Consider the following 20,015-nt stretch of genomic DNA (forward strand, 5'->3'; position numbering starts at 1 on the left):
AGACTTTCAGCGAGATTCCTGATGTTAAAACTGACTTGGCTATCCCACGCTAGCTGGTTGATTGAAACCGACGAAAATCGCATCCTGCTGGATCCTTTTTTCAGCGACAATCCCGCAGCTCAATCGTCGGCCGATGACCACCGCGACATCAGCCATATTCTGGTTTCTCATGGCCACTTTGATCATGTTGCCGATGTGGCTGCGATTGCCAATCGCGACGACAGTACCGTGGTGGCGATTTTCGAGATCGCCCAGTGGTTTGCGGAAAAGCACCAAGTGCAATCCACAGTGGGGATGAATTTGGGCGGCAAAACACAGCTGCCGTTTGGCACCGTAAAAATGGTGCCGGCACTGCATAGCAGCCAATTGCCCGACGGATCGTACGGCGGCAATCCTGCAGGTTTCGTGCTGGAAATCGATGGCAAACGCATCTACTTTGCCTGCGATACCGCGTTGTTTACCGACATGCGATTGTATGCACACCAAGTCGATGTCGCGGTGCTACCGATCGGAGACCTGTTTACGATGGGCATCGACGACAGCATCGAAGCCACGATCTTGATCGAGCCGAAATGTGTGCTGCCGACGCACTACAACACCTGGCCTCCGATTGAACAAGATGCCGAAGAGTGGGCGAAACGCATCAGCAGCGAAACCGATGCGATCCCCGTGGTGTTGGCAGTGGGCGAGAGTTTTACGGTGTAAGCACCTCCGCATAACGGATTGGGCTTAGCGTAGCCTAGGCTTCCAGCCTGGGTTCGATGAAGTCCCCAGGCTGGAAGCCTAGGCTACGTTTTGCAGCTTCGCCGCTCTGAGAAATTATGCCGAAAGACTTCTGTCGAGGTGCTTAATGCTGCGTTACAGCTAGGAATTAGGGTCCGCTACCTGAAAACGCAAAGATCGCGGAGCGATCAGCGACATTATTCCGAGGAGGCTTCTTTCTCGCGAACTTGGACGTCATCGCCAACCACTCTGACTTCGAAGCAATCGACTTTCACTCGCGGGTTATCCTCCCACGTTCCATCGTGAATACAGAATCGCCATGCGTGCCAGGGGCAAGTCACCACGTCGGTTTCCGGATCGACATGACCTTCGGCCAACGAGGCACCCATGTGGGGACAAAGGTCGTCAATCGCGTACCACTCGTCTCCTTTACGAAAGACCGCAACCATCCGGTTATCCACCGGAACTGCTCGTCCGACACCTTCTTCAAAATCACTGACCTTGCCCACCGTTTCAAAATCGCTCACGCAAATATCCTCATATTTTGTTATGGTTTTAAATTGAGCCCGATAATCCGCTTTTCGATATGGCATCTACTTTAACGATGAAGCAGCGATCCCCCTACCTGACAACCATTGGAATTCAGCGACCATGATCAATCAAAAGCGCCGCCGATTACTAGAGTCCCGGGTGTGGCCGCATGTTCAGACACCTGCCCAGTACGTTGGGGGGGAACGCAACATTGTCGTCAAGGATCACCAGCAATTGCGAGGCCGATTGTGTCTGGGGTTTCCCGATGCCTACACGATCGGAATGAGCCATCATGGGCTGCAAGTCCTGTATTCGTTGATGAATCGCCGCGATGATTGGTGCGCCGAACGCGTTTTTACGCCGTGGCCGGACATGGAGGCGCTGCTGCGAAAACACGAAATCCCGCTCTATTCGCTCGAAACCTTCACCGCACTTTCCGATTTCGACGTGATCGGGCTGAGTCTGCAGTACGAAATCAGCTCGCCCAATGTGCTGACGATGATCGATTTGGGCGGAATTCCGCTCGAATCGGTCGATCGCACGATGGCCGACCCGCTATTGGTCGCCGGCGGCCCTTGCTGCCAAAACCCTGAACCGATGGCCGACTATTTTGATGTCATGATCATGGGTGATGGCGAACCGGCGTTGCCCGAGATCTGTGACCTGTGGGTTGAACTACGTCAGCGGTATCGCCGCGACGATGGTACGTTCGCCAGCGGAGCCGAAGGACGCGAGCAGCGTGAAGAAGCGGTTGCCGAAATCGCCAAGAAACTCGCGTACGCCTATGTGCCGCGATTCTACCAACCCGAATACGAAAACAACCGCATCGTTTCGCTCTCTCGCACCCGAGACGACGTCCCTGCGACGATCGCCCCCAGCGTGATCAGCGATCTCGATGGCATCCCGCTGCCCACCTCGCCGATCGTCCCCTATATCGATTGTGTGCATGACCGAATCGCACTCGAGATCATGCGTGGCTGTCCCCATCTGTGCCGGTTCTGTCAAAGCACCGTGATCAAACGTCCGCTGCGAATCCGCGAAGTTGATACGATTGTCGACGCGGCGATCGAGAGCTATCGCAATACCGGCTACAACGAAATCAGTGTGCTATCGCTCTCCAGTAGCGACTACCCTCACTTCGCACCGCTAATTAACCGACTGCACGAGGTATTTCGGCCACTGGGGGTGAACATCAGCGTGCCAAGTTTACGAGTGAACGATCAACTTCGCACGTTGCCGCAATTGATCGGCAATGATCGACGCAGCTCGCTAACGCTGGCACCCGAAGTGGCGCGTGATGACATGCGAGAACAGATCCGCAAAAAGATCAAGAACAGCGATCTGATCGAAGGTTGCCGCGTCGCGTTCCAAAACAACTACGAAAGTGTCAAGCTGTACTTCATGTGTGGTTTACCGGGCGAACGCCCCGTTGACCTGGATGGCATCGTCGATTTGGCCGAAGAGATCGCCACGGTGGGTAAACAGGTCAAAGGCCGCTACCCCCGCGTGACGGCGTCGGTTTCCAACTTTGTTCCTAAGGCTCATACGCCGTACCAGTGGAACGGGATGCAGCGCCGCGAGTATTTCAAATGGGCTCACAAGTATCTGTGGAGTCGTCGCAAGATCCGAAGCATCAACATTAAATGCCACGACATCGAAACCAGTTTGCTCGAAGGCGTGCTCAGCCGCGGTGATCGCCGCACTGGCAAGGTGGTCCGTTTGGCATGGGAGCGTGGCGCCCGGATGGACGGATGGACCGAGTACCTTGATCCCGAACGTTGGTGGACCGCGATCGAGGACGCGGGACTCGATGTCGAGCGGCAAGTCCATGACAAGTACGAATTGATGGACAAATTGCCGTGGGACCACGTCAACGTCAAATTCGGCCGTGCGTATCTCGAGAAAGAGCAGGGCAGGGCAACGGTGCAATTGGCCGCCATGGCCGACGCCACGTAGGGGCGATGCTTGTCAAATATTCTTGGTGGCGTAATTCTTACGTTACCTCTCCACCAACTTCGTCGGTGGAGAGGTAACTGCGGTATAGGCCGAAAAAAAAACCACCCGAATATTTAACGTTGATTTCTAACATATCGTAGCCCACCTCATCTCCCTTCGGATAACTCAACCGAATTACTCCGTCACCCGCTCGACTTGCAAGTCCTTGAACCGGACCACGTCATTAAGATCCCATTGCTGGACCGCCGAACAAATCACCACCATTGTGTGAATGTCCTCCGGCACTGTGACCTTTGCGTGAATCGCTCGCCACGACTCGGGTGCCCCGTCCTCGGGAAACGAAACCACGTCGTGCAGGTTTGATTCCAGCCACTTGCCGTCGGCCGTTTTGAACCGGACTGCCAGACTCGTTAGAGCACGACCGGTTTGCTGGACGCGGACCGAGATGCGGAATTGCTGTGTGGGCTCGACCGCCACTGTCGCCAGTCCCGCGGCTTCTGCGGCACCACGGATCACCACAACATCTTCGCTGACGTTGACGTCACCCGAGGGCGTCCGTGCGTTCGGGCCGGTGTCCAGCCAAGTCGACCACTCCAGCGAAACATCGTTTCGCGTCGCGGCTCGGCGATCCAGCGATGTCAACGGTTGCAGCTTTGCAACGGGTCGCGTTCCCGTTGCCTCAACCACCTGTTTCAGCACCGTATCACAGCCGGGAATCAAAGTCTGCCACTCGGGATAGACGTCGCGATTATGCCACAGCGCCGTATCGCCTGGTTCAGGCCACCAGCGTCCATGCTCGCCGTAAATCCACACCAAACCGTCACCATGGTCGATCGCCGCAGCAAGATTGCGACGGAATAACGCCAAACGATCGGGGTTGTCGGGTTCCAAGGTATAACGTCCAGCCAGTTCCGGGTGAATCGCATCCATATAAACCGGAAAGGCAACTTTCAATTGTTTTGCATACTTCTCACGATTCTCTGGCGACACTAACTGCACACCGCGGCGACGAACATCGTCCGCTTCTTGTGCAAAATCGTTAGCCGACTTGTGCCAATACGCATACTCACATCCGTCGTAAAGAGTCACGCTTGGCGGCAATGCATCAAGCCAACCGTCCAAGAACGCCGGCAACAACCCATACGAATGTCCTGCCAAACACCACGCTTCATCCGAGCGCCCGACCGGCGAGGGGCCGCGATAGCGGTGATCGCGAATCAGGTAGCTCATCAGGAAATAGCTCACCAATTCCAAATCAGGAAACTCGTCGGTGATCGCCGTCATCACTTCGCGACCGCGTTTTCGGGCCGCAGCACAATACTCTTCGAACGGATGGTCGATGGCAGCTTCCTGACGCGAATATTGAAATTGGCGAAAGGGTTCGCTGTACGGTTCCGGATCAAACAACAACCCTCGCAACTTTCCGCGTTTGGCGATCCGTGCCGCGATACGCCAATGATCGACAATCGCGGCCCAGCCCTCGTCGTCAAGCCAATCGACGTCGCCGGGGTTCGCTTTGACCACCAGATACGAGGAGGTCAATTTGCCGACATCGGTGTTGATCAGTGGCTCAACGCCAGCATCAAACGTCAACGACGACCAATCATCGCGACTGTGGGCGGACCAAAACGGATGAGGCATCCCCGCGTCGGGGCGAATATCCAAGACCGCGCCACTGAACACAGTCGATTGCATCCGGGATACATCCCGAGCAAATTGAGTGGTCGTCGGTGCATTCCATCCGCAAGTGATAATGCGAGGTGGATCGGCAAATAAAATCGACGCACTCAGGCACCCCCAAAGGCAGCTTCCGATGCAGAACAATGGCCAATGTGGAAACATCAGTTTTCCGATTTCACACGAGCGAAACGAGGGACACGATCGGGATATCCTAGCGTATTCCACGTCGGGATTGAGAATTCGTTATTAAATTTTCAATCGAAGGAATGCTCGGTCTGCGAAGTAAACGACAACCAGCTGGCAACGAGTATTGAGGATGAACGTGAACACGCGGCTCGATACCGATCGAAAACAGTACGAACAACTCAAGGCGATCCTGACCAACTGCATCCGCCGAGGCTGGCGTTCACAGAACCGCGAGTCTTTGCCGGCATTTCGCGAACACTTGCGAGGCCGCATCGGCTATATCGGACAAACCAACACGGGGCGGCTTGAAAAGCTGACGCGAATTGTTTGACCAAATCGACTGGTCGTAACAAGAATCAGCTTGGCTTTTGGTCATTTAGACGTGACGTCCAACCGAAATTATCTCTCATACCTCCATCTCGCAGTCGAGTCGTCCAGATACTTTGATTTTGACACCACCGTTCTCGGAATGCGTATCCGTGTCCTAAATGAAATCTCTACTAAAGTCGACGGTGTCCCCTGAGTGTTCCACCTCTTCAATGTCACTTTGCGAGAGACGCTCACGAATGCTTGGAGCAATGCGATTTCACGCTCAGCCGCCTTGGCGGCCTCCGTCTCCTATTGGATTTTCGTCATCGTTTCCAGTGTCGGCTGTCCCTCCAGTGTCCGGCGGCGCCGCCGAGGGGAAGGTTCCGTAGGGCGGGACGACGGAGGAGAATGGGGTTTCATTGGAAAACACTTGTCTGGCCGATCCGTCGATGGGAAAGCTTGGTACCGCATACCCATTCGTGCAAGGAAGTGGGGGATGCGGCACGCAGCGATTGTAGTGCAATGATTGACATACCCAGGGATGCCAATCCACTCGCGGGGGACATTGATTGACGGGGTTACATCGAAACAATCGACAGCGGTGAAACAATCCTCCTGCGGCGGCAATGGAAGGTGCACTTACAATCGCAAAGAAGAGGAACAGGGCGGCAACGATTTGACGGCTCATTTAGTCGGTCCTTGAACGTCCAGATCTGGTTTTGGCAGCATGCCCAAAAGTGTCGTTTTCCAATGCTCAGCGTCGGCTTCATCACAGTTGGAACCAATTTTAGCGTTAATCGTAATCACAGCACCTGGCTTTCCAGAAATGAGAAAATCGGCAGACCCATCGGACGATTCGCCAGTATGAAGTAACGCGGTTCCGCCGCCACCTTTTTGAAGCAACAGTTTGTCCCCCGCCGAAGTGGTCGTTGTTCGTGCGTCATTCCACTTTGGTTTGTAGTAGTGGCCCTGGCTGTGCACATCCCTCCACTTGAGCTTTCCCGCACGCTGCTTGAGGTCAATCACGTCGCCAGGAGCCATCTCGGGAATATCCGATAACGAAGCATGTACTATCGCATATGAAAGCTCCACAGGCCTACGGCTGTCGTTTGTTACCTCATAGGTAAAAGTGACGCGGTAAACACGATTGTCTCCAGCCCCAGCGATCGCCAAATCGACGACCTTTAACGAATGCGATATTTTAAGTCGTGTGCTCTCCGCAACGCCCAGTTCGATATCGTCCAGCTGTCGTCGAATACGTCGCTCCGTCGCTTCAAAGCTGAGGTACAGAAAAATCGTCCACAAACCAATCGCAACCGTCGCCCCGATTTGGATCAGCGCAACAACCGCAGTTAACCACTCCAATCGTGGTGGCGAAGATTTGCGTGGTGGTATCATTTTCGCGTATGAGTGGATAGCCATCGACTCGTTGCTCCCGCAGTCAGCAGATGCAACACAGCAGCATCAATGAATTGGTGACCAACCTGTACTAAGCTGTGTCGCTATCCATCCCAAAACGCAACTCAGAACAACTCCAAAGTCCTCACTTGTTCGACCATAATTCTATCTGCGTGCCGTGATGCACCCAGTGTACGAAAGTTACGTCTACCTGTGTCGACTCTCGCTGAATAGCTAGCCAATGCCAGTTAGGCTTCCGTTAACAGGGATCCTCCTATTACGCCCCGTCCCCTGTTGAAACTTACACAGTTAAAATGGCAACTCCTACGTTAGACAGTTGGTAGTCAACCAGAACGATTGCGAAGACAAATTTGTCTCAACGCAGTCGATCGAAAAAACGATTGAAAGAAAAATCGGAGAGGCGGTGAGATGCGAGAATGACAGTCGCGACTCGAGCATGGCATTTTTTCGTTTCCATGTTTCTGTCGTATCTCGGTTTGGGTGTCACCGCACGGTTCAGTGAAATGCTCCTTGAAAGCCTATGCAAGCGGGAGGCTAAAAAACTGAAGGTCAAAAAATGGGGGAAGACCGATGAGATTCGTTTGCTGACATGGCTGCGTTTCACATCGACGCGTTGCCACATCCATCTAAGCTTGTCTCGGCGGAATCCACGAATTATGCCGTTGTGAGCGGCGGGACAAACTTGTAGCGATTCTCCCAAAGGGGTGTTGCCCGTTTCCTGTGAACGAAAACATTGCAACCCATTGCGACAGCTGGATTCCTAATCTTAATCCTAATCTTCTCCGATCCTGTCCTATCCAGCGCGGCTGCGCTGTCGGGATTAAGATTAAGAATTTCTTGCCTGGTCGTCTCTACAGACTTTATTTTAGTTCGGCAGGCGGGAGCCTGCGGTGCAGAGTGTTACCAGGCGGGAGTCTGGGAACGAGGGGGGGAGTCAGGGCGATTCGCCGTGGGTGTCGGGTTCGATGTGGACGTGGACGTCGCGGACTCGCGGCATTTCGATTAGCAACATGTCTTTGACATCGTGACCAATTCGGTGACCTTCTTGGACTGACATCTCGCCGGGAACCTGCACGTGGATCTCGACAAAAAACTCGAGTCCACTTTTGCGGACCCTCAACTTCTCGACATTCGACACACCCGCGACCGCTTCGGCGACGCGGCGGGCACGCGCCACCGTTGCCTCGTCCGCCTGTTGATCCATCATCTCGCGGGCGGTACTGGTGAAAATCCGGATCCCGGTGATCACTAACATGCCACAAACGCACAACGCGGCGATCGGGTCGATGTAGGGTCCCCAATCCCCTAAGTATGGAGAGACCAACAATGAAACCGCGACGGCCGCCGATCCAAGCGCGTCACTGCGATGATCCCAGGCAGTCGCTCGCAGCGCCGATGAATCCAACCGCGTGGCCACTCGGGCGGTAAACCGATACGTCACTTCTTTGATCAAGGCACAAACCGCTGCAATCCCACCGGCCAACAATCCGGGGACTCGCAACTCACCGCCAAATCGCTTTGCCGTTTCGATCGCCAATAGCGCCGCACTAAACGCGACAAGCAGCGCGACACATAAACCGGCAATCGATTCGGCTTTGGTGTGACCGTAGGGATGATCGTCGTCCTCTTCTCGCTGAGCAACGCTTAGCGCCCCGCGTACCGCCAGCGCGCTGGCGACATCGCCGATCGAATTGACAGCGTCGGCAATCAGCGCGGCCGAACCGGTCACGATCCCGCCCGTCATTTTTGCGATGACCAAGACGACATTCACGCCTAATCCCCAAACGGCCGCGCGTCCCGCATCCACGTAAACACGTTGACGCAATGCAATGGTCGCTTCGTCTCGAGGGGGGGTGATCGACAAGGGCGAGGACTCGCAGGTAGGAGGACGTTCGACACATTCGATGAACGCCGGTTTTCAAGCTTATCGTAGCGTCAAACGATTCCAATTGAACCGGGGCAATTTCTTGATTCATCCCCCCACAGCGGCGAACCGTGACCTACGTTTTTGCAACGTGTGTCCGCATTTTCTGTCCCGTGCCTGTCCAAATCGTTGCCTGCGAAAACGAAGCCATGAGCCAATCTCTCATTCAGACCGCAAAACCGGAACAAACCGGATTGTCGACCCTTTGGTTCGCGGCGACGACGCTGCTTGGCGCGTTTTTGGTTTTCCAAGTCCAACCGGTGATCAGCAAATGTGTGCTGCCGTGGTTCGGAGGCACGCCCGCAGTCTGGACCACCTGCATGCTGTTTTTTCAGCTACTGCTGTTTGCCGGTTATTTGTATGCCCACGTACTAAAAAGCTATTTTAAACCGGCGGTTCAAGGTGCGATCCATTTGCTGCTGCTGAGCGCCGCGGCGTTGAGTTTGCCAATCGAACCGTCGGACGCCTGGAAACCATCGGGTGCGGAATCACCGACACTCTATTTGCTGTGGATGTTGCTATGTCACGTCGGGCTGCCCTATTTTGTGCTCTCTAGCACTGGGCCACTGATCCAAGCATGGCTTAGCTATCAAGATTCAAGCGACAAGATTTACCGGCTCTACGCACTTTCGAATGCTGGTTCACTGTTGGCACTTCTGAGCTATCCTTTTGCGGTCGAACCGTTCTTGTCGGTATCGCATCAATCGGTGGTGTGGTCGCTGATGTTTTGTGGTTTCGTCTTGATCCAAAGCGTGGTTGCGATTCGGCTGTTCCGCGTCGTCGATCGTGGCGAGAAACACATCACAGCATCCGCGCCCGCGTCTAACACTCGGACACAAATCCCGTGGCAACATCGTCTGGCTTGGGTGGCGCTGCCCGCATTTGCATCGACGTTCTTGCTTGTCGTCACGAATCATGTCTGCCAAGACGTTGCCGTGATCCCGTTTTTGTGGGTGCTGCCACTGAGTTTGTACCTACTCAGCTTTATCATCTGCTTTGATTCGCCACAGTGGTACAAACCAAAATGGATTGCGTTAGTCAGTATCTTGGCGATCGCAGCGCTCCGCAACAAATATTTGCTGCCCTTCTCGTTTCAACTGCTGACCGAAGCCGGCTGTTATATGGTGCTGTTATTGGGCGTGTGCTTGTTGTGTCATGGCGAGGTCGCTCGCGTGAAGCCCGCGGCGCGGTGGTTGACTCAGTACTATGCGTTACTTTCGGCGGGCGGTGCGATCGGCGGTTTGATTGTCGCAGTCGCTTGCCCGTTGCTGTTCAACAATTTCACCGAACTTCCGCTGGCGTTGTCAGTTGCTTCGGCGCTATCCGTCGTGATCTTTTTTGCCAGTCGAGGTTGGCGGTTGGCCGACTACGACTGGAACGCCGCTCGACGAGTCAAGATCGCAGTGGCTGTCGTGATGGCGCTGCCGATCATTGACCTGTCGATGAAAGGCCACGCTTCGGCAATCGCATCGGACCGCAACTTTTTCGGAGTTTTGCGAGTGCATCGCGACGAGGAGGGAACCCATTTGGTCCATGGTCGCACGATTCATGGCATGCAGCGACCGGGCGACGCGTCGTCGCAGCCGACCGCCTACTACTATTACGACAGCGGTGTCGGTCGCGTGATCTCGGTGCTGCAAGAACGTTCGCCGTCGATCAAAACCAGCGTGATCGGTTTGGGCTGTGGCGTGCTTGCAAGCTACGGACGTGCGGAGGACGAATTCGACATGATCGAAATCAATCCTGCGATCCAGCGAATCGCTAGCGAACATTTTACGTTTATGAGCGATTGTCCATCGACAATTCGGCACCATCTCGGCGATGGCCGGTTGGTGATGGAACGGATGCACGACCATCGTTTCGACCTGATCGTGTTGGATGCGTTCAGCAGCGATGCCATTCCCGCGCATCTTCTAACAACCGAAGCGTTTGATTTGTATCGCACCCGGCTGGCGGCCGCAGGGGTGTTTGCCGTGCATGTATCCAACAACCATCTCGATCTTGTGCCACTGGTTCACCGGTTGGCGAAGCACGCATCGCTGGAAAGCCGGGTCGTTTACGGGATCGGCGACGATGCGATCAGCGTGCGAAATTCCAGCTGGGTCGTTTTGGCGGATGCCGACAACCCGATCTGGGACCATCCGGCGATGGAAACGGCTCGGCCAGCAACGCCGGAGCAACTTCGCGACGCGCCGTTGTGGACCGATCAGCACCACAATTTGGTTAGCGTACTGAATTTGTGGTAAGCACCTCGCCAGCAGTTTCCCGACCTGACTTTCAGACGACAAAACGTAGCCTAGGCTTCCAGCCTGGAGCCCGCAGCAACCCAGGCTGGAAGCCTAGGCTACGCTAAAGGCCAACGATTTTTTGCGGCAGTGCGTAGTTGCCCGCAAAACTTTTGAGTGTGCAACTTGAGGGTTTGAAAAAAATTTTCTCGATCTTTTCTGGATTGGCTCAAGAAGTCGGAAAAACCGGTATTGCCCGTTGTTTCACGGGTTTGCTAACTTCCGCAGCGTCCCTGGGATTCAATTTGTGCACCGCACGGTGATCAAATTGACTGAAGTTGTCGCGGTCGATGGACGATGAAACAAATGTTTCCGCCCGATTCGCGCTGACGAAAGTCTCTTTTCGCTACGACGGATTGCATCCTGGGACAAGGATAGCGGCGCTGACGACCGAAGCGGAAACGGTCAAAATCGAGTGATCTCAAGGAAGATTTCGCTGGATAGGCCCGGTCAATTCACGCGCTTTCGCATCCATTGAACTAACCCACGGCGACTCATCACTGAGTTACGGGTGGTTTGATGGGAGTCACCAGTCCCAAACGGGAGCAATCAGATTATGCAAATTTTTGGCCCTTTTCGTATGTCCGCCTCGCAAAACGCAGGTGGGGCACAACGAACCCAATCCCCGACCCCCAATCTAGCGACGCCGAAGCAATCCGCAGCTCCTGTGGATCAGCTCGACATCAGCAGTGCGGCGTCGGGTGTGAACCGGCTCGAGGGTGCGATCGCCGGTGGCGGTGAAATCCGCGTCGACCGTGTCGCCGACCTGCGTCGCCAAATCGCCAGCGGCAACTATGACACGCCTGAGAAGATGGACGCCGCCTTGGAGCGGATGCTCGACCAATTCGCATAGCGAACTGACACTCGCACGACCGATCACGACTCGGTTTTCACCGATTCGGCGTGGTCAAAGTCGAAAATTTGCGGTAAGACAGTGTTAGGGCATTCAAACAGCTCGCGAAATTGGTGTACTCTTTGACGGAGGATCACCGCGAGCTGTTTCCTCCGTTCGGACGGCGAAATTCGCCCCGCAATGCACCGACGCTACCGACAATACTTTTCAACGTGTCTGACTCATCATCTCCTTCGCTTCAACCGATCGACGTTTCGCTTACCCCTCAAGAGCGTTTTGAGGAGTATTTGCAAACGCGTGGGCTTCGACAAACCAGCCAACGCAAAACGTTGGTGGATCAAGTCTTTAGCCATCACGACCATTTCGATGCCGACGAACTGATTGACCGCTTGCCTCGCAAAGGGGCCAAGAACTATGTCAGCAGCGCGACGGTCTATCGAACGCTGCGTGAATTTGTCGACGCCGGGCTGCTGAAAAGCTTCCAGCTCGAAGGACGTACGGTCTACGAACACGATTACGGTTATCCTCAGCACGACCATCTGTACTGTACGCGTTGCCGTGAGCTGTTCGAATTTCAGAGCGAGCCGCTCACCAAGCTGCTCGACGAAATCGGCGTCGAACATGGATTCCGCATCTCGGGTCACCGCATGATCATCCACGGGGTGTGTCGCGAATGCAGCAAGAGCCGCCGCAAAAAGCGAAAGCAAGATTTGGTTTAGTAGGCGAGTTGTAGGCTGGATCCAGGACGCGGGATCATGCCGTTTGCTTGATCCGGGCTACCCCAAAATGCGCAACTTCAAAACTTATGCTTTGGGTGGTGATTCACCTTGGCGTTATGATCGCGGAGTGATCAACGACTATTCGTCGCTGGGGTCGCACTCGCGGAGCTGCTTCAAGATGGCGGCGAAGACCATTTCATTGGCATCAAAGTCGCGACTTTCGGATTGGATCTGAATCACAAATCGCTGTCCGGCGATCCGCGTCACGATCGTTCGCAGCATGACGAGCAGATCGAGATAATAGAATTTCAGATCGACTGCCAAACCATTGTCAAAGAACTGATCGATGGGCAGGATCTCGGATTCCACCTCGTTGTACTCGGCAATGATGGCATCACGAATTTCGTCGACCAGCTGCTCGTCCAAATTCTGGCTTTGGTCCCGGACAATCGAACAGAACCCGCCGCTAGGCAACTGCAGCGTTGCACTGTTGCCCGCTTCTTCTTCGTCGACCACGGACGTCCAGTTATCGGGATACAGGAAACGCAGTCCGAATTCGTCAAAAGTTGCTGGCATTTTCTCGTTTTGAATTTGCGTGATGGCCGAGGACCGTGATGGTTAAGGACAACCCCCGCCACGGGAAGGACGGCGGTGGTCCATTAGAAGGATGATCATTCGAAAAGGGGACGCTGCCAAGAAAGGGCGGCCGACGTGGTCCCGCATTGTCGATCTTTACATTGCTTTTATCAGGGAAATCTTGCTAGAAGAAGTAAAGAACGTTCTTTTCCCAGATTGATCCGCCTGAAATGAAATCGAATTTCGCCCTTATGATACTGATGATAGCGGTGTTGGCGTTAGCCGGCTGCCGCTCGATTCGGCGGATTGGCGAAAGTCGGCAATCGATTGCGGCTCGGCGGCTTTCGGGGCAGGGTTTCAAAGCCATGCACAACAACAAGTGGGATGTCGCCGAAACGCTGTTCAGTGACGCTTTGGAGGTTTCCAGTGCCGACGACCGCGCCCACTGGGGGCTGGCGGAATCACTTTGGCAACGAGGCGAGCATGACGCCGCGATCGAGCATATGGAGCAAGCGGTCCGGCTGAGCGCCAGCGACCCCAAACGCGTCCAGCGACTCGGCCGAATGTATCTCGAAGTGGGCCGCGACCAAGAGGCTCAGCAGCAAAGTCTTGCCGCCCTCGCGACGGCCCGAAGCTCGGCGGACGTGTGGGCGTTGCGAGGCGATTGCTTGCTCGCCGCAGGCCATCTACCCGAGGCGCTGGCGGCGTATCATCGCGCGTTGGCACTGCAACCTGATTTCCCCGAAGTCCAACTGCAAGCGGCGGAAATCTATCACCAAGAACATCGCTATGGACGACTCTTAGCGACACTTGATCGGCTGCAGGACGGCATGGGAACCGATGCCACCCCGGCTCGAGCCGATGTGCTGCAGGGGATTGCGATGCGGCAACTCGGCCGTAGCGACGAAGCTCAGAAATGTTTCGTGCGTGCGACCGAGAAAGACCCTAACGACTCGGCGGCGCGACTTGAACTCGCCACGCTGCTGTTGGACGAGGGCAACGTCGAAGCCGCCAAAGAATCGCTTGCAATGGCGTTGCGGCTGAACCCGAATCTGGTCGGCCCCAATGCTCTCGGCGGCGAATCCAATTGGGCGAACGAGGTCAAGAAACAACAAGAGCGGCTGGCCAACGAACAGCATGGATTCGACATGCCGGCGAGTCTGCGATAGCGTATTCGCCGTTTGCGATGTCCCGGGTCATTGAGTCGCCTGCATATTCGAAGGACGCGTTATGCCGATGGTAACGGTTGTTCCGCGGGGTTGGGGCTGACTACGTTCAGCAAAAACGAGAAACCCAACGGAAAAGATCACCGAACACCGCGTCAAGCGATTTTGCAAGGTAGGCTTTTAACGGATTACCACGCTCATCCAGTTAAGAGTGAATTGATGCAACAATCGAACGTACCTACGAACTATCTGCCCGCGGTAACTCCGGAAAACTTTTCGGTGTCGAGCCAACCTGCGTCGGCTTCCGATGCGTTTGTCGATCGTCGCGCCAAAGACGCGGCCAAGCCACGTGGGGAACGTCGTCAATTCGGCAGCTCGCACAGTGGGCTATCCGAAGAGGGACGTCAACTCGCGATCGCGATTGACCAATACAAATTGGAACATCACCGACGCTACATCACCTGTGACGAAATGTTGATGGTGATTGGAACGCTCGGTTATTCCAAATAAGCCTGAGCAGAAGAAACTATTTGATCAACGGCTGCAGCAATTGCCGGCGAGTGACGACGGATCGCATATCACCATGATCATCAAACAAGACTGCCACATCGCTTGCGGCATCATACAGTCGTAGCAATATCCGCAGATGTCGATCGGTGGTTCGTCCTCGAATCACAGGTTTGATATCGAGCCGCGGATTGGCAACACACAAGTCGGCGTAACGCAAGAAGCCGATAATTCGCCCACCACGCTGGACAAGCACAATCGGATGGTTGCGACGTCGAGCTTGCTGTTTTGCTTCGGAAATATTGACTGGCGCCTGCACGATCGCTAATCGCTGTGGAGGCACCCCATAGGAAACGGCAGGCTGATTGCCGACCTCGAACAGATTTTGCGCCAACACACGCTGACCAGCCGCCAGGATACCGGCCTCGTGACCGTCTCGTAGAACCTGATCCAATTCACCGCGAGCCATCGTCAATCGCACGCGAAACGGAGTCTCGCCGGTCAGCAACCGCAGCGCATTGCCGAGCAAGCCCAACAGGATCGTGACTGGCGCAAACAACAGCGTGGCAATCAGCAGGGCAGGGCGGGTCGCTCGCAGCAAACGATAGGGGGCGTGAAAGAACAGGTACTTTGGCAACAGTTCGCCGAGCACAAACACGACGGGTGTCATCAACACAGGACCGATCAGTTCCGCACTGGTGTCCACGCCGAACAAAATCAAGGCTGCCATCACGATCGCCAAACTCACCAAATAGTTGGCGATATTGTTTCCGACCAACATCGTTGCCACGAAGATCGCAGGATGATTTAGCAGCCAAACCACTCCTCGCGCCATCCGTGAACCACTGAGCCCGTCGAGCACCAAACGGGTTCGAGAAACACGGTACAGCCCCGTTTCGCTGCCACTAAAAAACGCGCTTAGTAGCAAGCCCACGGCAAAGATCAAAATCGCGATCATCATGACGGCGTCTCCGCTGAATCGGGACGTTCTTCGATCACACGGACATCGATCCAGACGGCATCGTCTTTTTCTTCGACCACTTCGAGCGTGTAGCGATCCAACGGAGCACGATCTCCAACGCGTGGCAGCCGCTCGTTATGGCGTTGGATCAACCCCGCCACCGTCGTCACCCCTTCTTCGATCGTTTCGATCCCCAATCGCTTGGCGAGTGCACGGGCGCTGGCGGATCCGTGAACTCGATAGTGATCCTCGTGCAGCATCTGCATGGTGGCTTCGCCAATCGCATCCATTTGGCGATCGTGCCGCGAGGCAAAGACATATTGCAGGATATCGTCAATCGTGATTGCCCCAATGGCTTCGCCGAACTCGTTTACCACCACGGCAACGCTGCGGTCGTCATCGTTCAGTTGATCGAGCACCTGGGACACGCGAGCCGACCAGGGGACATAGATCACCGGTTCCATCGCATCGGCGATGTCGTCGATTTGGCTGGGCCGCAACAAGCGAACACTGATCGCCGCGTTGATCGACTCACCATCGTTGTCGGTAATCAAAACGTACCCGTTTAGCGGTTGATCTTGGCTGAAAATTTGCTGCACTTCGTCGACGGTATACAACTGCAACTTGCTTCGCAGTCGCATCAATTCGGCAACACGAATTTCAGCCATTTCCACAAGTCCCGACAACACGATCCGCTCGCGTTGCAGTAGCGCCGCATCGTCGGTTCCCAGTTCAATCGCGCGTTCAATATCGGCGAGATCGATTTCAGGCTCGGGACGAAACGACGGCCAAATTAAACGGCTGACGGCAAGATTGGTTGTTTTGACCAATGGCAAAACGGGGCTCACGATCTTGACCGCGATATTCAGCGGCGGCGCGACAAGCAAACACAGTCGTGCCGGCGCGAGCACCGCGATACTTTTGGGCAGCATTTCGCTAAAGAAGATGATCATCATCAAACTGCCTGCGGTGAAGCCGACCGCGAGTGAGGATCCGCCTGCCGGATCGTCTTGCAGTTTGGTACCTACGATCGAGGCGATCGCAAAGTACGTCATGTTGATCAATAGATTCCAAAACAGGATCGCGGACAGCAAACGATCCGAATCATCCAACATCGAAGCGGCCATGCGACCGGTGACGCCGCGTCGTTTCAGTCGCAGACGCTCGCGATGAGGCAGCGAAAAAAATGCCGCTTCACTTCCGCTAAAGAGTGCGCTTAGCAGGATCAACACTCCCATCACCAACAGCCATCCCCAAGCTGCTAACAGGGAACTCAAGCGGAATCTCCACCAGCGCCGCGATCACGATCAAGCGACACATCGAACTCGCTCAAGGCGGGAATCATCATCGCGGCGGTGGTGAATCCATAACCGACCACGAGCGAGAAAACGACAAACAGATGGTCGGTTTGCAACAAGAACTGTGTGATCGCGTAAAACGTGATCAGCGGCAACAAGAATGAAGCAGCAAAGATCGCCGACGATGGGTTCCGCCACCCCAGTGAAGCAAATAACGCCGCCCCGCCACCGAGAATCATGACCAAAAACGGAGCGAGTTGAAGCTGGAAGGCACCGCGGAAACTGACCATGATCGTCATACAAATCGCAATCCCCACGCAAAGAAAAAAGACGGTCCCGAGACTCGCCAGCGTGGCGGTGCGTCCGGCCACATAGTTCAAGGCCGAGTGAATGCCCAACATCGAAACAAATACATACAACGTGATCGCACCGACAAAAATATAGGTCGCATTCTCGATTGTCATCACGCCATTGGCCGCCAAATAGACGACCAACGCAAGCGGCAATAGGATCATTTCTTTGGCCACATACAGCACCCCTAGCAGTTTGCCAAACACAAATTCGCTGGGCGACAAATCGGTAACCAACAACAAGTCCAGCGCCAATCCATCGCGTTCGCCGGTGACGGCATTTACGGCCAACGCATTGACCAACACCAAACTGATCACCCCCAGTGCCGCCAATGGCAACGTCGCCGCAGGCAGGGCGCGACCGATTCGCCCGGCAGGTTCCATCGCCGCACCGCTTTGAATTTGAAAATAGAGGGCACCGGCAATCAGCAGGAACAGTGCAACAAAGGCGACTCGGATGATGACAACTTTACGGCCGTAGGCCCAGGTCATGATCTCGCGCCACAAGATTGGATTCTTCCAAACCTGGCGTGCCTGTCGTACTTTCCAAGTCGCGGGCTCGGAATACTCTCGTAACTCTTCGGACGTTTCTGGTTCAGGTGCCTTCAAGCGAATGTCTCGCGACGGATTCCAAATTCGCACCTTCATCACACCGAATAGCAGTGTCGCGATCGACATACAGACCGACACGACGACGAAATAGGTAATCCCAACCGCTGTCTCGCTCGACAAACTGGCCAACGGCGAGGCGGCAGCCAATAGGGCGCGTGGCGGACTCAGCGCTAATGCGATTGTCTCAGGCACTCCACCGATGACCGCAATCATCTCGGCAATCGCCATGTACATCAGCAACAGCAGCACGGTCAACGCGATCGCTTGAAACGTCTTCTCTCGCCACAATCCCACCACGGTACCGACCGATCCGGCAAACACAATGGTCGCGGCTGTCACCACAAACACGCTCAAAACTTGTGCGGGCGAGACACCACCAAGCAGTGGCAACACCAAAAACAAGGGCAAGGCACAAACCAGCATCGAGAGAGGGCCCAGCAGGCTGGCGGTCAATTTGCCGACAACGACCTCGAAACCACTCAGCCGCGTCATCAACAGCAGCAACAGCGTGCGGCGATCTTTTTCTTGCGCCACACTGCTGGCGGCGCCCACGGCGGCCAAACTGCTGAGCACCAAAAACTGCAGCGGCGACAACAAGGCGAACATCCAACCGCCGAAACGAGCCGAATCCGCAGTCGTCAACAGCGACCGAGATCCGTCGAGCACCAAATATCCCGTACACAGCAGCAAAAACAGCACCAACACGTAGACGCCTCGACTGAGGTAAGTCTTGGGTCGTTTTGGGACAACCAACGCTTCGCGATTAAATACGGGTCCGAGCATGCTGATGTTGACGTGGCGGTGATGAGGATGACGACAATGCGTACAGGTTACCAAACCCATCGTGGCGATACAGCCACCAACGATGCGTCGCTGGTCGTCGAATGGGAGAGTTTCGCAGGTCCTTTTGCGGCCGGTCCCCCAAAATCCGGTTGCCACCATGGCGGCCCAGAGCCCCGGGGAACCCCCGTCGGGAGTAGTATTTGATGATTTATCAATCTAATCGGCAAATCCTGCCTGTTCGACCATCTATCACACAAAATCAGCACGACCCCACAGAAGCCCTCCGTACTACGCGCGGTGGCGCACTATGGTTTTGATAACAGAGCACAAGTTTCGAGGAATGTATTAAAAGCGAATGGCTGGCTTTTAATGTAAGTGCTTGGGGCAAGCCAGCAACGCGATGATATACAGACAAGAACTTAACATCATGATCAAGCCATCTCATAAACGTGCAGTCCTTGAATTTTTGCGAGAGGAAGACGGTCCGACGGCAGTCGAGTACGCCGTGATGCTGGCGTTGATCCTCGCCGTATGCATCAGTTCGGTCACATTTCTGGCTGCCAAGACACAAGAGAGCTTTGTGACCTCTGGCAACGCGATTGACGGTGCGTTCGGTAGCTAGTGCTAACCACGAACCATTCTGCGGACGCAAAATGATGGACCTAAAACGATTTTCGTCGAACTCGACTCGCAAACATGTGATCGCCGATCCTCATGTCCAAGGGGCCATACTTCGTCGTGTGGCACTCTACGCGTTCGCCGCGATTCTGTACTACAGCGTCGTGTTCTGCTGTACCGTTTTTCTGTCGGACCGCGATGGCACCACAACCGACCGGATGATTGAGTGTCTTGATGACGCAATCACCTGGATTCCAGGTCTGTTCGTCATTTTGCCGATTGCGGCCTACGATCTGCTGGCTACCACAAACCGATTCGCGGGTCCGATCTGTCGTTTGCGGGGCGAATTGCAGCGATTGATCGCAGGTGAGAGCCCCCGTCCACTGAACTTTCGTGAACATGATCACTGGAGCGAAATCGCCGAGTTATTCAACGAAGTCCGCGCCGAATTGCTCGTGCTGCGTGAAGAATCGCAGAACCCAACGGGACCACGAAACAAGGCGGATTCGCCCAAAGATGTCGTTGACGTCCTGCTTTGATCCGACGAAAGACACTCGTT

The 20,015-nt window shown here is 54.9% G+C and carries 18 protein-coding genes; 10 read left to right on the forward strand and 8 right to left on the reverse strand.

The features are described from left to right. Positions 1 to 21: 21 nt before the first annotated feature. On the forward strand, positions 22 to 705 hold the full coding sequence (locus tag RMSM_RS28040) for a metal-dependent hydrolase (protein WP_008705067.1): 684 nt from the start codon (positions 22 to 24) through the stop codon (positions 703 to 705). 215 nt (positions 706 to 920) lie between these two features. Here the strand turns inward: RMSM_RS28040 and nirD are convergent, their stop codons facing one another. Next, positions 921 to 1,250: a nitrite reductase small subunit NirD gene (gene nirD / locus RMSM_RS28045; RefSeq protein WP_008705069.1), complete on the reverse strand. Its 330-nt coding sequence runs from the start codon at positions 1,248 to 1,250 to the stop codon at positions 921 to 923. 124 nt (positions 1,251 to 1,374) lie between these two features. Between nirD and RMSM_RS28050 the strand changes: the two genes are divergently transcribed. Then, positions 1,375 to 3,210, forward strand: coding sequence for a TIGR03960 family B12-binding radical SAM protein (locus RMSM_RS28050; RefSeq protein WP_040769739.1), 1,836 nt, complete (start codon positions 1,375 to 1,377; stop codon positions 3,208 to 3,210). Positions 3,211 to 3,384: 174 nt separating this feature from the next. On the opposite strand, the gene RMSM_RS28055 is transcribed toward RMSM_RS28050, so the two are convergent. After that, positions 3,385 to 4,905 carry a hypothetical protein gene (locus tag RMSM_RS28055; RefSeq protein ID WP_008705072.1) on the reverse strand — a complete coding sequence of 507 codons (1,521 nt, stop codon included), beginning with the start codon at positions 4,903 to 4,905 and terminating at the stop codon, positions 3,385 to 3,387. A gap of 301 nt (positions 4,906 to 5,206) precedes the next feature. On the opposite strand from RMSM_RS28055, the gene RMSM_RS28060 reads away from it, so the two are divergent. After that, positions 5,207 to 5,407: a hypothetical protein gene (locus RMSM_RS28060; RefSeq protein ID WP_008705073.1), complete on the forward strand. Its 201-nt coding sequence runs from the start codon at positions 5,207 to 5,209 to the stop codon at positions 5,405 to 5,407. 662 nt (positions 5,408 to 6,069) lie between these two features. On the opposite strand, the gene RMSM_RS28065 is transcribed toward RMSM_RS28060, so the two are convergent. Beyond that, positions 6,070 to 6,690 carry a hypothetical protein gene (locus tag RMSM_RS28065; RefSeq protein WP_144058024.1) on the reverse strand — a complete coding sequence of 207 codons (621 nt, stop codon included), beginning with the start codon at positions 6,688 to 6,690 and terminating at the stop codon, positions 6,070 to 6,072. 1,048 nt (positions 6,691 to 7,738) lie between these two features. Continuing rightward, on the reverse strand, positions 7,739 to 8,668 hold the full coding sequence (locus tag RMSM_RS28075) for a cation diffusion facilitator family transporter (RefSeq protein WP_008705082.1): 930 nt from the start codon (positions 8,666 to 8,668) through the stop codon (positions 7,739 to 7,741). A gap of 209 nt (positions 8,669 to 8,877) precedes the next feature. Here RMSM_RS28075 and RMSM_RS28080 point away from each other — a divergent pair, with 209 nt between their 5' ends. From RMSM_RS28080 to RMSM_RS28090, 3 genes are all read left to right on the forward strand, one after another. Then, entirely contained in the window at positions 8,878 to 10,974 is a 2,097-nt protein-coding gene (locus RMSM_RS28080; RefSeq protein ID WP_040769746.1) for a fused MFS/spermidine synthase, read from the forward strand. 619 nt (positions 10,975 to 11,593) lie between these two features. After that, a complete protein-coding gene (locus RMSM_RS28085) occupies positions 11,594 to 11,866 on the forward strand; it encodes a flagellar biosynthesis anti-sigma factor FlgM (protein WP_236622328.1) in 273 nt (90 codons plus the stop codon). Between the two features lie 212 nt (positions 11,867 to 12,078). Beyond that, positions 12,079 to 12,585, forward strand: coding sequence for a Fur family transcriptional regulator (locus RMSM_RS28090; protein ID WP_052031843.1), 507 nt, complete (start codon positions 12,079 to 12,081; stop codon positions 12,583 to 12,585). A 138-nt stretch (positions 12,586 to 12,723) separates the two neighbouring features. Here the strand turns inward: RMSM_RS28090 and RMSM_RS28095 are convergent, their stop codons facing one another. Further along, entirely contained in the window at positions 12,724 to 13,161 is a 438-nt protein-coding gene (locus tag RMSM_RS28095; RefSeq protein WP_008705094.1) for a hypothetical protein, read from the reverse strand. 251 nt (positions 13,162 to 13,412) lie between these two features. On the opposite strand from RMSM_RS28095, the gene RMSM_RS28100 reads away from it, so the two are divergent. Beyond that, a complete protein-coding gene (locus RMSM_RS28100; protein WP_008705096.1) occupies positions 13,413 to 14,330 on the forward strand; it encodes a tetratricopeptide repeat protein in 918 nt (305 codons plus the stop codon). 216 nt (positions 14,331 to 14,546) lie between these two features. After that, positions 14,547 to 14,837, forward strand: coding sequence for a hypothetical protein (locus RMSM_RS28105; RefSeq protein ID WP_236622329.1), 291 nt, complete (start codon positions 14,547 to 14,549; stop codon positions 14,835 to 14,837). A gap of 16 nt (positions 14,838 to 14,853) precedes the next feature. Here RMSM_RS28105 and RMSM_RS28110 read toward each other — a convergent pair whose 3' ends face one another. From RMSM_RS28110 to RMSM_RS28120, 3 genes are read right to left on the reverse strand one after another with little or no spacing between them, the layout of a single operon-like run. Further along, on the reverse strand, positions 14,854 to 15,795 hold the full coding sequence (locus tag RMSM_RS28110; RefSeq protein ID WP_008705102.1) for a CNNM domain-containing protein: 942 nt from the start codon (positions 15,793 to 15,795) through the stop codon (positions 14,854 to 14,856). Beyond that, the gene (locus RMSM_RS28115) at positions 15,792 to 17,072 is read right to left on the reverse strand and encodes a CNNM domain-containing protein (RefSeq protein WP_236622330.1); all 1,281 of its coding nucleotides are present in this window, start codon (positions 17,070 to 17,072) and stop codon (positions 15,792 to 15,794) included. Before RMSM_RS28115 ends, RMSM_RS28110 begins: the two co-directional genes overlap by 4 nt. Further along, positions 17,069 to 18,838 carry an ABC transporter permease family protein gene (locus RMSM_RS28120; RefSeq protein ID WP_040769754.1) on the reverse strand — a complete coding sequence of 590 codons (1,770 nt, stop codon included), beginning with the start codon at positions 18,836 to 18,838 and terminating at the stop codon, positions 17,069 to 17,071. Before RMSM_RS28120 ends, RMSM_RS28115 begins: the two co-directional genes overlap by 4 nt. Before the next feature lie 427 nt (positions 18,839 to 19,265). On the opposite strand from RMSM_RS28120, the gene RMSM_RS43050 reads away from it, so the two are divergent. Both RMSM_RS43050 and RMSM_RS28130 read left to right on the forward strand, forming a co-directional pair. Continuing rightward, positions 19,266 to 19,460 carry a Flp family type IVb pilin gene (locus RMSM_RS43050; protein WP_008705108.1) on the forward strand — a complete coding sequence of 65 codons (195 nt, stop codon included), beginning with the start codon at positions 19,266 to 19,268 and terminating at the stop codon, positions 19,458 to 19,460. Between the two features lie 31 nt (positions 19,461 to 19,491). Continuing rightward, positions 19,492 to 19,995, forward strand: coding sequence for a hypothetical protein (locus RMSM_RS28130; RefSeq protein ID WP_008705110.1), 504 nt, complete (start codon positions 19,492 to 19,494; stop codon positions 19,993 to 19,995). The last annotated feature ends 20 nt before the right edge of the window (positions 19,996 to 20,015 follow it).

The organism is Rhodopirellula maiorica SM1 (assembly GCF_000346295.1).
GTDB lineage: Bacteria > Planctomycetota > Planctomycetia > Pirellulales > Pirellulaceae > Novipirellula > Novipirellula maiorica.